Genomic DNA, 14,863 nt, shown 5'->3' on the forward strand with positions numbered 1-14,863 from the left:
TGCGCTCCTTTAGATCAATTCACGGACGTCGATGAAACGACCGTTCACAGCGGCGGCGGCGGCCATGGCCGGGCTGACGAGGTGGGTACGACCACCAGCGCCCTGACGGCCTTCGAAGTTTCGGTTGGAGGTCGAGGCGCAATGCTCGCCGGACTCCAAACGGTCCGGGTTCATCGCCAGGCACATCGAGCAACCCGGCTCACGCCATTCGAAACCGGCCTCGAGGAAAATCTTGTCCAAACCTTCCGATTCAGCCTGCGCCTTCACCAAGCCTGAGCCTGGCACGACGATGGCCTGCTTGATCGTCGAGGCCACTTTGCGGCCCTTGGCGATCACGGCCGCCGCGCGCAAATCTTCGATGCGCGAGTTGGTGCAGGAACCGATGAACACGCGGTCGAGCTGAATGTCGGTGATCGCCTGGTTGGCGGTCAAACCCATGTATTTCAAGGCACGGACGATGGAGTCGCGCTTGACCAGGTCCATTTCCTTGGCCGGGTCCGGCACGTTCTGGTCCACCGCCAACACCATCTCGGGCGAAGTGCCCCAGCTGACTTGCGGCTTGATTTGCGTGGCGTCGAGTTCGACAACGATGTCGAACTTCGCATCGCTGTCGGACACCAGGTCTTTCCAGGCTTCGACTGCCAAGTCCCATTCCGCGCCTTTCGGTGCGAACGGACGGCCCTTCACATAAGCCACGGTCTTCTCATCCGCTGCCACCAGACCTACGCGAGCGCCGGCCTCGATGGACATGTTGCAGATGGTCATGCGGCCTTCGACGGACAGGTCACGAATCGCGCTGCCGGCGAACTCGATGGCGTGGCCATTACCGCCGGCGGTGCCGATCTTGCCGATGACGGCGAGCACGATGTCCTTGGCGGTCACACCGAACGGCAATTGGCCTTCGACGGACACCCGCATGTTTTTCATTTTTTTGGCGACCAGGCACTGGGTGGCGAGCACGTGCTCGACTTCAGAGGTGCCGATACCGTGAGCCAAGGCGCCGAATGCGCCGTGGGTCGAGGTGTGGGAGTCGCCGCAAACCACGGTCATGCCCGGCAAGGTCGCGCCCTGCTCCGGGCCGATGACGTGGACGATGCCCTGGCGGACGTCGTTCATCTTGAACTCGACGATGCCGTATTCATCGCAGTTGTCGTCGAGGGTCTGCACTTGCAAGCGTGAGACCTGGTCGACGATGGCGTCGATGCCGCCCTTGCGCTCCGGCGTGGTCGGTACGTTGTGGTCCGGGGTCGCGATGTTGGCATCGATGCGCCATGGCTTGCGCCCGGCCAGGCGCAGGCCTTCGAAGGCTTGCGGCGAGGTCACTTCGTGGATGATGTGACGATCGATGTAGATCAGAGCAGAGCCATCGTCGCGCTGCTTGACCAAATGCGAATCCCAGAGCTTGTCGTAGAGCGTTTTGCCGGCCATCAGACGGTTCCTCATCAGCTTGTTTCTATGCCCCGGGCCTTGAATGGCTCAATAACCCTTTGGCTTGTGAGGCTGATCCTATGGGGTTACATTAAATAACTCAAATTCATATTTTTTATGCTTTGGATAACCAACTGGAATACAAACATGGACTTGGCCAACCTCAACGCTTTTATCGCCATTGCCGAGACCGGAAGTTTCTCAGGCGCAGGCGAACGCCTGCACCTGACGCAGCCGGCGATCAGCAAGCGCATCGCCGGGCTGGAGCAACAATTGAAGGTGCGATTGTTCGATCGCCTGGGCCGTGAAGTCGGCCTGACCGAGGCCGGGCGCGCCTTGCTGCCGCGGGCCTATCAGATCCTCAACGTGCTGGACGACACGCGCCGAGCCCTGACCAATCTTACCGGCGAAGTCAGTGGCCGCCTGACCCTGGCGACCAGTCACCACATCGGCCTGCATCGCTTGCCGCCCCTGCTGAGGGAATTCACCCGACGTTACCCACGAGTGGCGCTGGATATTCAGTTCCTCGATTCGGAAGTGGCCTACGAGGAAATCCTCCATGGCCGTGCCGAACTGGCAGTCATCACCCTGGCGCCGGAGCCCCACGCACTGGTCAAGGCCACGCCGGTGTGGGACGACCCGCTGGATTTCGTGGTTGCACCGGAACATTCATTGATTAATAACGGCAAGGTCAGCCTCGCGGACATCGCCCGACACCCGGCGGTATTCCCCGGCGGCAATACCTTCACCCACCATATCGTGCAGCGGCTGTTCGAGGCCCAGGGCCTGACGCCGAACATCGCCATGAGCACCAACTACCTGGAAACCATCAAGATGATGGTCTCCATTGGCCTGGCATGGAGCGTATTGCCGCGCACCATGCTCGACGACCAGGTGGCGCGCATACCTTTGCCGGGCATACAGCTCACTCGCCAGCTAGGCTATATCTTGCACACGGAAAGGACGCTATCGAATGCTGCGCGGGCCTTCATGGCCTTGCTGGACGCTCAACTCGAACTGCCAGGGACTCAAGGCTAACTTGTGCTACTCCTATAGAGCCGCGAATTCCTGCAACACACGCCACATTCAGCCTAAGGCTTGCCAATGCCCAAATCTGTTGACCGTATTCCGCCCATGCCGCGTATCCAGGCACTTGACCCGAAAAACTCCGAGCAGAGCTGGGAAAGTGCCTCACAATTGTTGGCTGCGCTCAACGGCGCGCGCCTGGGCGCCTGGTATTGGGACATCGAGCGCGGGCAGATCAGTTGGTCACGGGGCACGCAGGCGTTGTTCGGCTTCGACCCCCGGCAACCGCTGCCCGCGGACCTCGAATACCTCGACCTGTTGCCGCCGGAGGATCGCGCCAAAACCGTGCGCGCCTTCCACGCGGTGATTGCCGGCGCTCCACTGGAGCAGGCGATGCATCACCGCATCCGCTGGCCCGATGGCAGCCTGCATTGGCTGGAGATCAGCGGCAGCCTGTTGCCGGACAAGCACGGCCGGCCACGGATGATCGGCGTGATCCGCGAGATCACCCACCAACGCCAGCGCGAACAGGCCTTGAGCAGTTCGGAAAAACGCTTTGCCACCCTGTTTCACCTGTGCCCGAACATGGTCCTGCTGACCCGCCAGGATGACGGCCTGATCACCGAGGCCAACCAGTATTTCGAAAGCCTGTTCGGCTGGCCGGTGCAAGACGCGATTGGCCGCACCACCCTCGAACTGGGCCTGTGGGTGCACCCCGAGCAGCGGGCCGACCTGGTCAAGGCCACCAAGGCCAAAGGCGAACTGATCAGCATGGAAGTGCAATTTCGCGCCAGCAATGGGCAGATCCACGACGGCATCCTCAGCGCGCAAAAAGTCGAACTCGAAGGCCAGCCTTATCTGCTGAGCACCTTCCTTGACACCACCGAACGCAAAATCGCCGAACAGGCGCTCAAGGACAGCCAGGAACGCCTTGACCTGGCCCTGGATTCGGCGCAGCTCGGCACCTGGGACTGGCACATTCCCAGCGGCATGCTCTACGGTTCGGCGCGGGCTGCGCAACTGCATGGCATGGAAGCCAAGCCGTTTCACGAGTCTTTCGAAGAGTTTTTCGAAGGCGTGCCCGGTGAAGAACGCGACACCATGCGCGACGCTTACCGCAGCCTGCGTGAAGGCCCGGCCGGCAATTATCAACTGACTTACCGCGTGCAATTGACTGACGGCAGTTCGCGCTACCTGGAAAGCCGCGCCCGCCTCTACCGTGATGAAAACGGCCTGCCGTTGCGCATGGCCGGCACCTTGCTCGACATCACCGATCAGGTGGAGCGCGAACAACAGCTGGTGGCCTCGGAAGAAAAGTTCGCCACCCTGTTCCAGGTCAGCCCCGATCCAATCTGCGTGACCCATCAGGACACCGGCCAGTTCATTGAAATCAACTCCAGCTTCACCCAGACCTTCGGCTGGAGCACCGCCGATGTGATCGGCCGCAGCGCCGACGAAATCGGCCTGTGGGACGCGTCGGCAAAAAGCCTGAAACGCATCGAGCAGGTGATCCGCGAACAAGGTCTGAACAACGTCGCCATTCTGGTCCGGCACAAGGACGGGCAATCCCTGACCTGCGTGATTTCCAGCCGCCAGATCAGCGTCGGCGATCAGCCCTGCGTCGTCACCACGCTGCGTGATATCACCCACCAGCAGCGCTCGGAAGCGGCCCTCAAGGCCAGCGAAGAGAAATTCGCCAAGGCGTTCCATTCCAGCCCCGACGCTATCACCATCACCGAGCGCGACACCGGGCGCTACCTGGAGGTCAATGACGGCTTCTGCCGCCTGACGGGTTACCGCGCCGACGAAGTGGTAGGCCGCACGGTGTATCAAGTCGGAATCTGGGCCGAAGAAAAACAGCGCTCGACACTGCTGGCCGAATTGCAGATCAAGGGTCGGGTGCATCACCAGGAGATGCTCGGACGCAACAAGCGCGGTGAGCTGCTCACCGTCGAAGTTTCGGTGGAACCGATTACCCTCAACGAAACCGCGTGCCTGCTGCTGACCGCGCGAGACGTCAGCCTGCTGAAAAACGCCGAAGCGCAGATTCGCCACCTGGCCTATCACGACCCACTGACCAACCTGCCCAACCGCGCACTACTGATGGATCGCCTGAGCCAGCAGATCGCCCTGCTCAAGCGCCACAACTTGCGTGGCGCACTGATGTTTCTCGACCTCGACCACTTCAAGCACATCAATGATTCGCTCGGCCACCCGGTCGGCGACACGGTGCTGAAAATCATCACCGCACGCCTGGAGGCCAGCGTGCGCATGGAAGACACCGTCGCGCGCCTGGGCGGCGATGAATTCGTGGTGCTGCTCAGCGGCCTCGAAGGTTCGCGCAGCGAGGTGAGCGAACAGGTGCGGGAACTGGCCGACACCATTCGCGAATTATTGTCCGAACCGATGTTCCTCGACGGCCAGCGCCTGCAAGTGACACCGAGCATCGGCATTGCGCTGATTCCCGATCACGGTTCGACCCCGACCGACCTGCTCAAGCGTGCGGACATCGCGCTGTACCGCGCCAAAGACTCGGGGCGCAATACGGCGCAGATGTATCACAACACCATGCAGAAAGCGGCGAGCGAACGCCTGCGCATGGAGACCGATTTGCGCCTGGCGTTGTCCCGAGGTGAATTTCGCGTGCACTACCAGCCTCAAGTCGATGCCCGGGGTGACCGCATCGTCGGTGCCGAAGCACTGGTGCGCTGGACTCATCCCGACCTGGGTGCGCAATCGCCCAACGAATTCATCAAGGTGCTGGAGGACAGCGGGCTGATCCTGGAGGTCGGCACCTGGATCCTCGATGAAGCCTGCAAAGCCTTCAAGCACTTGATCGCAAACGGCCTGGTGAACCCGCAGAAATTCAGCCTGTGCGTGAACATCAGCCCGCGCCAGTTCCGCCAGACCGACTTCGTCGAGCGTGTCGAAAACAGCCTGACCAGCCATGGCCTGCCCTGCTCCCTGTTGAAACTGGAGATTACCGAAGGCATCGTCATTCAGAACCTGGAAGACACCATCAACAAAATGCGCCGCTTGAAAAAACTCGGCGTGAGCTTCGCCATGGACGACTTCGGCACCGGTTACTCCTCGCTGACCTACCTCAAGCGCCTGCCAGTCGATACGTTGAAGATCGACCAGTCGTTCATCCGCGATGCCACCAGCGACCCGAACGATGCCGAAATCATCCGGGCCATCGTCGCCATGGCCCGCAGCCTGGACTTGAAAGTGATTGCCGAAGGGGTGGAAACCGCCGAGCAACTGGAGTTCTTGCAGGGGCTTGACTGCCATTTCTACCAAGGGTATCTGCACAGCAAGCCATTGCCGGTCGAAGAGTTTCAAAAGCTCCTGAAATAAGCAGCACAAAAAAAGGGCGAACCCTTCAGGTTCGCCCTTTTTCATGACTCTGACTCAGTGTTGCAGAGCCGGCTTTTGCGTCCCGTTGATCGGGATGCGCTTGGCCTTCGCCTCTTCCGGAACCACGCGCAACAGGTCGATGCTCAACAGACCGTTACGCAAGTCCGCGGCCTGGATCTCGATGTGGTCCGCCAGGCGGAAGGACAGCTTGAACGCACGCTGGGCAATGCCTTGGTGCAGGAAGGTCACGTCTTCATTGGCGTCACGTTTGCCGCCACTGATGGTCAGCACGCCCTTCTCGACTTGCAGCTCCAGGTCTTCTTCCTGGAAACCGGCGGCCGCTACGACGATACGGTACTGATCGTCGCCGTGTTTTTCCACGTTATAGGGTGGGTAGGTGCTGCCTGGCTCGTTGCGCAAAGCGGTTTCGAACAAGTCGTTGAAACGGTCGAAACCTACCGAGGAACGGAACAGTGGGGCCAGGGAAAATGCGGTAGTCATGGTTCAAATCTCCTGAAAACAATCAGCAAGGTTTTTTGTCTCCGCGACCCGAATTCGGCATCGCGTAACCCTTAGATAGGGACCGCTGATTGCATTTCAAGAGACTTTTTTCGATTTTTTCAAGCGGCCTCGGCCAGCGGCAGACCCAACAAGCGCGAGACGCTATCCAGCTCGGTCTCCCGACGCAGCAGGGTAAACAACTCCACTGCTTCTGGATAATTGCGGGTCAGCATCGCCAGCCATTGCTTCAGGCGACCCGGCGATTGACGCGCCGTCATCTGCGCCTTGGCTTGCAGCCAGAAGTCCTGGATCAGCGGCAGCAACTCGGCCCAGGTCATCTCGACCACGTCTTCACCGGCCCGCGCCGCGGCGATTTGCCGGGCCAGGTCCGGTCGCGAAACAAGGCCACGACCGAGCATGATGTCTTCAACGCCGCTGATTTCGCGGCAACGGCGCCAGTCTTCGACGCTCCAGATATCGCCATTGGCGAACACCGGGACCTTGACCACGTCCTGCACGCGAGGGATCCACTCCCAATGGGCAGGCGGCTTGTAGCCGTCGACCTTGGTCCGCGCGTGAACCACGATGTGCTCAGCGCCACCTTCGGCCAGGGCCGTGGCACAGACCAACGAACCGTCCGGGCTGTCGAAACCCAGGCGCATCTTGGCGGTGACGGGAATGTGCGCGGGGACCGCGCGACGCACGTGCTCGACGATCTGATTGAGCAGCTCCGGCTCCTTGAGCAAGACCGCGCCGCCACGGGACTTGTTGACGGTCTTGGCCGGGCAGCCGAAGTTCAGGTCGATCACCTCGGAACCCAGCTCGCAGGCCAGCGCGGCGTTTTCGGCCAGGCACACCGGGTCGGAACCGAGCAGTTGCACACGCAGCGGCACACCGCAGGCGGTGCGGGCACCGTTGAGCAACTCCGGGCCGAACTTGTGGAAATAGGCAGGCGTCAGCAACTGGTCGTTGACCCGGATGAATTCGGTCACGCACCAGTCGATACCCCCCACGCGGGTCAGCACATCGCGCAGGATGTCGTCGACCAACCCCTCCATGGGCGCCAAAGCAATTTGCATGAAAAACACACTCGAGGAAAAACGTGCGGCAGTTTACTGGATTATCGATGGAAAGACTTGCGCCTACCCTGTGGCGAGGGGCCTTGCCCCCGTTTGGGTCGCAAAAGCAGCCCCGGTATTTCGCCAGATAAATTGCATTCACAAGTTTTGCGGCCGCTTCGCAGCCGAACGGGGGCAAGCCCCCTCGCCACAGGAATCAGGTCAGGCCGGAGTTTGCAGTGCCGGGCCATAGCCTTCGATGAACTCAGCCGGCATACGCTTGGGCTTGCCGGTCGACAATTCAATGCAGACAAACGTGGTTTGCGCACGCAGCAACGTCGCATTGTCGCTGGGGCGGATCAGCTGGAAGTGCCGGGTCATTTTCAGGCGCTGGTCCCAGTCAACAATCCAGGTCGCCAATTGCAACTCATCGCCCTCATAGGCAGCTGCCAGGTAATCGATCTCGTGGCGCACCACGGCCATTGCCCGGTCCAGCCGCCGGTACTCGACCAGATCCAGGCCCAGGCGCTGGGAGTGGCGCCAGGCGCAGCGTTCGAGCCAGGTCACGTAGACCGCGTTATTCGCGTGCCCCAGCCCGTCGATGTCCTCGGCGCCTACTTGCAGATCAATGACAAACGGCGTTTCCCGATCCCAGCCCATGCCCCACTCCCGATCAGATAGTTTTGACCGGGGCAGTGTAACGGATGCTCAGGCAGATTGGCGTGATTGCAGGCTGCGACCGGCCAGCAGCGATAACACGCCATCAATCACGCGGGGGTCGGCCAGCACGCGCTGATGCCCCCCTTCGGGCAAGCGCAGCAGACGGCTGTCGAACCAGGCCTCGTGAATCAATTGCGACTCTTTGACCGAGACGAAAGTGTCATCTTCGGCGTGAACGATCAGGCCGGGCATATCGAGTTGATAGTGCGCGACATCCAGCGTCGCAGCGCGCATGCCGACATCGTTCTCGACCTGGCGAATGAACGCCGAACGAGCCTTGGGCGGCAGCCCGACATAACGGGCGAAACCGCGCAGCACGCCGAGAATCCGCGCCGGTGCGGCAATGCTGACCAAAGTTTCGGTGCGCAGGCCCAACTGGACCGCGAGCATGGCACTGGCGCCGCCCATGGAATGGCCGATAACCGCTTGTAAGGGCGGAAGTTCGGCAGCGGCTTCGAGCATGGCGCGGGCGAACAGCACCACATTCGCCTCGCTGCCCGGCGACCGACCGTGGGCCGGGCCATCCAGCGCGACGACCGAATAACCGGCGTCGACCAACGCAGTGATGAGGCTGGCAAACTGCGTGGGTCGGCCTTCCCAACCATGCATCAGCAGCACCGCCGGGCCTTGCCCCCAGCGCAGCGCCGAAAGGCCAAAGCGCAAGGTAATCCGCTCAGATCTCGCCAGCAGCGGCAGCTCCCAGTCACGGGGCGGCAGATCGCGGGGCGTCATGAAAGCCACGCGCATTTTGCTTGCGACCAGTTTCGGGGCCATCCAGCCCAAGGTGCCATTAACGCCACGAACCCACTTTAACGCGCTCATCGCATGCTCCTCAGGCCGCAGCCTTCAGGTCAACGCACTGCCGATTTGGCCGCGCGCAGTAATCGATCGGACAACTCTCCCGGCCCCAGCGCCCGCGCCAGAGCCAGCCCACCGACCATCAGGGCCATATCGGCCAGGGCTTTTTCGGTGTCTTCAGGACTGGCCGCCAACTGCGCGACCATCATTTCCACGTGTTCATTGAGTGCGATACGAAACGCGTCCGGCAGCCGACCCAGTTCGCCGACCGATGCCGGGATCGGGCACGCCGATTCGGAGGAGTCGCGATGCTTGCGCGACAGATAGAACGCAGCCACCAATGCGCGACGCTCTTCGCCGGTCAACTGCGCGTCCATGTCGGCAATCAGGTCGCGACGATGGCCGAGCAATTGCTTGAACGCCTCCAGCATCATCGCGTCCTTGCTTTCGAAGTGTGCGTAGAAGCCGCCGACCGTCAGGCCCGCCGCACCCATCACTTCGCCCACGCTGGGCTCGGCCGGGCCACGCTGGATCAGTGCAGCGCTGGCAGCCTTGAGGATGCGTTCGCGGGTTTGAGCTTTTTTATCGTTCATCGTTGCCTCCGAATATTACGATTAGAATATTATTCTCATAATAATATTCCGCAAGTCGTGATTATGACCGCTGGTCTGAAGAACAGTTTGGAAAGGAATGAGAGATTTGGCCAAACGCCAGACAAACAAAAGGGCCATTCAATAATTGAATGACCCTTATAAATCCCGCAGAGCGGGTAATCGTGGCGTCCCCTAGGGGACTCGAACCCCTGTTACCGCCGTGAAAGGGCGGTGTCCTAGGCCACTAGACGAAGGGGACACAAACCTTCTATACAACTGACCAGTGCTGAGAGCTGATCGATTCAAGGCCGGTGTGGCCAGACCTTGAACTGTAAATTGGTGGAGCTAAGCGGGATCGAACCGCTGACCTCCTGCATGCCATGCAGGCGCTCTCCCAGCTGAGCTATAGCCCCGGATTTTTCGCCTCGCGGCGGAGCGATCTCTTGCAACATCACTTCTGTAAAACTGGCGTCCCCTAGGGGACTCGAACCCCTGTTACCGCCGTGAAAGGGCGGTGTCCTAGGCCACTAGACGAAGGGGACGCAAACCCTTCTATACAACTGATCAACGCTGAGTGCTGATCGCTTCAAGGCCGGTGTGGCCAGGCCTTGAAGTGTAAATTGGTGGAGCTAGACGGGATCGAACCGTCGACCTCTTGCATGCCATGCAAGCGCTCTCCCAGCTGAGCTATAGCCCCTCATTGCTGAGGACGGGGCGAATCTTAAGGGCGTATCGAAAGTCTGTCAAACTTATTTTTCAAAAAAATTAAAATTTTTTGCCGGCATAACAATCACTTACCGCCCTCCCCCCGAAAATCCGGGGTTTGCCGCCTTGTCGGAGCTGGCTTGCCAGCGAAGGGGCTCGCAAGATCGAGCCAGGCTCACGCGAGCCTTCGCCGGCAAGCCGGCTCCTCCAAGGTCAGGCGTGGCTCATCAGGCGATGGCGCCCAACAGCTTTTCCCACTCTTTGTTTTCTTTCTTCGACACACCACCCAGCAGGTCAATCGCCTGGCGCAAGCGGAAACGGGTCAGGTCCGGCCCGAGGATTTCCATTGCATCGAGCACCGACACCGAACTGGCCTGCCCCGTGATCGCGGCAAACATCAGCGGCATGGCATCACGCAGCTTCAACTCAAGGGACTCGACCACCGCCTGAATGGTCGCGGTGATGCTGTCTTTCTCCCACTGACGCAGGCTTTCGAGCTTCCACAGGATCAACTGCATCAGTTGACGAACCTGATCGCCCGAGAGTTTCTTGGACTCGAACAGCTTGGCATCCGGGTTCACACCGCCGGCAAAGAAGAACCCGGCCAGCGGTGCCACCTGGCTGAAGGTTTCAACGCGGCCCTGCACGTGCGGCGCGATCTTCATCATGTAGTCGGAGTTCAACGCCCACTTCTGCACGCGTGCGGCGAACTCCTCCACCGGCAGGTCTCGCAGCCACTGGCCGTTGAGCCACGACAGCTTTTCGATGTCGAAGATCGGACCGCCGAGGGACACACGCTTGAGGTCGAAGTGGTCGACCATTTCCTGCAAGGAAAACTTCTCGCGCTCGTCCGGCATCGACCAGCCCATGCGCCCCAGGTAGTTGAGCATCGCTTCGGGCATGAAGCCCATGCGCTCGTAGAAGGTCACCGAGGTCGGGTTCTTGCGCTTGGACAGCTTGCTCTTGTCCGGGTTACGCAGCAGCGGCATGTAGCACAGCTCTGGTTGTTCCCAGCCGAAGTACTCGTAAAGCAGGATCAGCTTCGGTGCCGATGGCAGCCACTCTTCCCCGCGCAATACGTGGGTGATGCCCATCAGGTGATCGTCGACTACGTTGGCCAGGAAGTACGTCGGCAGGCCGTCGGTCTTCATCAGGACCTGCATGTCCATGCGGTCCCACGGGATTTCAACGTCGCCACGCAGCATGTCCGGCACCACGCAAACGCCTTCGCTCGGCACTTTCATGCGGATGACATGCGGCTCACCAGCCGCCAGGCGACGGTCGACTTCTTCCTTGGACAGCAGCAGCGCACGGCCGTCGTAACGCGGGGTTTCGCCGCGCGCCATCTGCTCGGCGCGCATCTGGTCGAGTTCTTCGGCGGTGCAGAAGCACGGGAAAGCATGGCCCAGCTCCACAAGCTGCTGGCAGTACTTCTGGTAAATCTCGCCACGCTCGCTTTGACGGTACGGACCGTGCGGGCCGCCGACATCCGGGCCTTCGCTCCAGTCGATCCCGAGCCAGCGCAAGGCGTCGAATATCTGCTGTTCGGACTCGCGGGTCGAACGCAACTGGTCGGTGTCTTCGATCCGCAGGATGAACTCACCGCCATGCTGCTTGGCAAAGCAGTAGTTGAACAATGCGATATAGGCAGTACCTACGTGGGGGTCCCCGGTAGGCGATGGCGCGATGCGAGTGCGGACGGTGGTCATGGCATGTCTCGAAAAGAATGAAAAGCAAAGAACAATCAAGCGGCGAATGGTAACAGGCGACACCCGCCCCGCTCCAGTGAACAGGGCATTTAAGCCAAGGTTGCGTCTGGAAGACCCGTATCAGGGGGTGAATGGCTGAATATCAACCGATGGCATTTACCCCTTATCGGCTGTATGCCAAATTTGCCTGCTGATATCTTCCCTTACAATTTCTTGACTACAGTTTGCCCATGCCTGCCCAACTCAAGCGTCGCCTGTTTACCTTCCTGCTGATTGTCCTGCTGATTGCCGGGGGCTTCTTCGCCCATTGGTTTTTCAAGGGACGCTTTTATGAAAGCACCGACAACGCGTATGTACAGGGCGAGATCACCCGTGTGTCGAGCCAGTTGGGCGCGCGTATCGACAAGGTATTGGTGCAGGACAACCAGCATGTCGAAAAAGGCCAGTTGCTGGTCAAACTTGAAGGCGACGATTTCCATCTCGCCGTCGACCGCGCCAACGCCGCCCTCGCCACTCGCCAGGCCGAACGCCTGCAAGCCCAGAGCAAGCTGACCCAGCAAGCCAGCCTGATCGCCGCCAGTGAAGCGCAAGTCGCCTCCAGCCAGGCCAGCCTGGGCCGCTCACAGATCGATCTGACCCGCGCCGAGACCTTGCGCAAACCCGGCTACATCTCCGAAGAACGCGTAACCACCCTCTCCGCCGACAACCACATTGCCCGCTCACAGCTGACCAAGGCCCAGGCGGATGCTCAAGGCCAGCGCCAGCAAGTCAACGCGCTGACCGCCGAAATCAAGCGACTCGACGCCCAGATTGCCAACGCCAAGACCGACTTGGCCCAGGCCGAACTGAACCTGACCCGCAGTGAAATCCACGCGCCCATCAGCGGCCTGATCGGCCAGCGCGCCGCCCGCGAAGGCCAATTCGTGCAGGCCGGTGCCTACCTGCTGTCGATCGTGCCGGACGAGGACATCTGGATCCAGGCCAACTTCAAGGAAACCCAAATCGGCCACATGCAGCCCGGCCAGCAAGCCGAGTTGACCTTCGACGCCTACAGCGACACCCCGATCAAAGCACGGGTCGACAGCCTGTTTGCGGCCTCGGGCGCGCAGTTCAGCCTGTTGCCGCCGGACAACGCCACGGGCAACTTCACCAAGGTCGTGCAACGAATCCCGGTCAAACTGACCTTCGCCGCCGACAACCCGCTGCGCGGCAAGATTCGTCCGGGCATGTCGGTCACCGCCACGGTGAACATCAAGGACACCCCTGTCGACGTCACCCCCCAAGTGAGCAGCAAAGACGCCGCCGACGATGGCCGGTGATGATCTGATCCGCCCGGTCGGGGAACCGACCCGGCGGGACTGGATCGCAGTGATGAGCGTCATGCTCGGCGCCTTCATGGCGGTGCTCGACATCCAGATCACCAACTCTTCGCTCAAGGATATCCAGGGGGCGCTGTCGGCGACCCTGGAAGAAGGCTCGTGGATTTCGACCTCGTACCTGGTCGCGGAAATCATCATGATCCCGCTCACCGCGTGGCTGGTGCAGTTGCTGTCGGCGCGACGTTTGGCGGTGTGGGTGTCCCTCGGGTTCCTGGTCGCCTCGCTGCTGTGTTCCATGGCCTGGAGCCTGGAAAGCATGATCGTGTTCCGCGCGCTGCAAGGGTTTACCGGCGGCGCGTTGATCCCGCTGGCGTTTACCCTGACCCTGATCAAGCTGCCGGAACATCACCGCGCCAAGGGCATGGCCATGTTCGCCATGACCGCGACGTTCGCCCCCTCCATCGGTCCAACCATTGGCGGCTGGCTGACGGAAAACTGGGGCTGGCAGTACATCTTTTACATCAACGTCCCACCCGGCCTGATCATGATCGCCGGCCTGATGTACGGGCTTGAGAAAAAAGAAGCGCACTGGGAACTGCTGAAAAGCACGGACTACACCGGCATCCTCACCCTCGGCGTCGGGCTCGGCTGTTTGCAGGTGTTCCTCGAGGAAGGCCATCGCAAGGATTGGCTGGAATCCAGCCTGATCGTGACCCTGGGCAGCATCGCGCTGATCAGCCTGATCACCTTTGTGATCGTGCAGTTTTCCAAACCCAATCCGCTGATCAACCTCGGCATCCTCGGCAACCGCAACTTCGGTTTATCCAGTATTTCCAGTATTGGCCTGGGCATCGGCCTGTACGGTTCGATCTATCTGTTGCCGCTGTACCTGGCGCAGATCCAGAACTACAACGCCCTGCAAATCGGCGAAGTGATCATGTGGATGGGGATACCGCAGCTGTTCCTGATTCCGCTGGTGCCCCAACTGATGAAGGTCATCCCGCCGAAATGGTTGTGCACCCTGGGTTTTGCCCTGTTCGGCATGGCGAGTTTTTTCTCGGGCGTGCTGAACCCGGATTTCGCCGGGCCACAGTTCAACCAGATCCAACTGCTGCGCGCCATCGGCCAGCCACTGGTCATGGTGACCATCTCGATGATCGCCACCATCTACCTGCTACCCCAGGACGCAGGCTCGGCGTCGAGCCTGTTCAACATCCTGCGCAACCTTGGCGGCGCCATCGGCATCGCCCTGCTCGCGACCCTGCTGGATGCGCGGACCAAGGTTTACTTTGATTACTTGCGTGAATCCATCGTGCCGAGCAATCCGCAGGTGGCCGAGCGGATTGCTTCGCTGACTGACCGGTTGGGTAACGAAACCGCAGCACTGGGCAAAATCAGCGAGATCGCGCATCAACAGGCGACGATCATGGCCTATAACGATGCGTTCCATTTTGTCGGGATTGCGTTGGGGATCAGCATGCTGGCGATCTTGCTGACCAGGAAGTTGCCGGAGGGGGTAAAGGCTGGGGAGTCGCACTGATCCCAGTTCTTTGGCGGCTGTGAGGACGCCTTCGCTGGCAAGCCAGCGCCTACAGGGCTTGATGTCCACCCGAAAACCTTGTAGGAGCTGGCTTGCCAGCGAAGAGGCC

At 60.5% G+C, this 14,863-nt stretch carries 11 protein-coding genes and 4 tRNA genes; 4 read left to right on the forward strand and 11 right to left on the reverse strand.

The window, feature by feature from the left end:
- Window positions 1-9: 9 nt before the first annotated feature.
- Window positions 10-1,428, reverse strand: a complete 1,419-nt coding sequence (gene leuC / locus J1D76_RS04565) for a 3-isopropylmalate dehydratase large subunit (RefSeq protein WP_421137230.1) — start codon at window positions 1,426-1,428, stop codon at window positions 10-12.
- A 147-nt stretch (window positions 1,429-1,575) separates the two neighbouring features.
- On the opposite strand from leuC, the gene J1D76_RS04570 reads away from it, so the two are divergent.
- On the forward strand, window positions 1,576-2,466 hold the full coding sequence (locus J1D76_RS04570) for a LysR family transcriptional regulator (RefSeq protein ID WP_421137231.1): 891 nt from the start codon (window positions 1,576-1,578) through the stop codon (window positions 2,464-2,466).
- A gap of 66 nt (window positions 2,467-2,532) precedes the next feature.
- On the forward strand, window positions 2,533-5,811 hold the full coding sequence (locus J1D76_RS04575) for a PAS domain S-box protein (protein ID WP_421137232.1): 3,279 nt from the start codon (window positions 2,533-2,535) through the stop codon (window positions 5,809-5,811).
- 54 nt (window positions 5,812-5,865) lie between these two features.
- Here J1D76_RS04575 and J1D76_RS04580 read toward each other — a convergent pair whose 3' ends face one another.
- From J1D76_RS04580 to gltX, 10 genes are all read right to left on the reverse strand, one after another.
- The gene (locus J1D76_RS04580; RefSeq protein ID WP_421137233.1) at window positions 5,866-6,312 is read right to left on the reverse strand and encodes an Hsp20 family protein; all 447 of its coding nucleotides are present in this window, start codon (window positions 6,310-6,312) and stop codon (window positions 5,866-5,868) included.
- Between the two features lie 119 nt (window positions 6,313-6,431).
- Window positions 6,432-7,391 carry a tRNA dihydrouridine synthase gene (locus J1D76_RS04585; protein ID WP_421137234.1) on the reverse strand — a complete coding sequence of 320 codons (960 nt, stop codon included), beginning with the start codon at window positions 7,389-7,391 and terminating at the stop codon, window positions 6,432-6,434.
- Window positions 7,392-7,592: 201 nt separating this feature from the next.
- Entirely contained in the window at window positions 7,593-8,030 is a 438-nt protein-coding gene (locus J1D76_RS04590; RefSeq protein ID WP_421137235.1) for an acyl-CoA thioesterase, read from the reverse strand.
- 48 nt (window positions 8,031-8,078) lie between these two features.
- Window positions 8,079-8,912: an alpha/beta fold hydrolase gene (locus tag J1D76_RS04595; RefSeq protein ID WP_421137236.1), complete on the reverse strand. Its 834-nt coding sequence runs from the start codon at window positions 8,910-8,912 to the stop codon at window positions 8,079-8,081.
- A gap of 29 nt (window positions 8,913-8,941) precedes the next feature.
- Entirely contained in the window at window positions 8,942-9,481 is a 540-nt protein-coding gene (locus J1D76_RS04600; protein WP_421137237.1) for a TetR/AcrR family transcriptional regulator, read from the reverse strand.
- Between the two features lie 183 nt (window positions 9,482-9,664).
- Window positions 9,665-9,740, reverse strand: a tRNA-Glu gene (locus J1D76_RS04605).
- Between the two features lie 78 nt (window positions 9,741-9,818).
- A tRNA-Ala gene (locus J1D76_RS04610) sits at window positions 9,819-9,894 on the reverse strand.
- Window positions 9,895-9,947: 53 nt separating this feature from the next.
- Window positions 9,948-10,023, reverse strand: a tRNA-Glu gene (locus tag J1D76_RS04615).
- A 79-nt stretch (window positions 10,024-10,102) separates the two neighbouring features.
- Window positions 10,103-10,178 (reverse strand) — tRNA-Ala (locus J1D76_RS04620).
- Window positions 10,179-10,413: 235 nt separating this feature from the next.
- Window positions 10,414-11,895, reverse strand: a complete 1,482-nt coding sequence (gene gltX, locus J1D76_RS04625; RefSeq protein WP_421137238.1) for a glutamate--tRNA ligase — start codon at window positions 11,893-11,895, stop codon at window positions 10,414-10,416.
- 230 nt (window positions 11,896-12,125) lie between these two features.
- Here gltX and J1D76_RS04630 point away from each other — a divergent pair, with 230 nt between their 5' ends.
- Both J1D76_RS04630 and J1D76_RS04635 read left to right on the forward strand, forming a co-directional pair.
- Complete coding sequence (locus J1D76_RS04630; protein WP_421137239.1) at window positions 12,126-13,214, forward strand: HlyD family secretion protein; 1,089 nt, start codon at window positions 12,126-12,128, stop codon at window positions 13,212-13,214.
- Between the two features lie 49 nt (window positions 13,215-13,263).
- Window positions 13,264-14,754 (forward strand): MDR family MFS transporter, encoded by a 1,491-nt coding sequence (locus J1D76_RS04635; RefSeq protein WP_421137361.1) that lies wholly within the window; start codon window positions 13,264-13,266, stop codon window positions 14,752-14,754.
- Window positions 14,755-14,863: the final 109 nt, after the last annotated feature.

It is taken from the genome of Pseudomonas sp. NFX15 (genome assembly GCF_049132105.1).
GTDB lineage: Bacteria > Pseudomonadota > Gammaproteobacteria > Pseudomonadales > Pseudomonadaceae > Aquipseudomonas.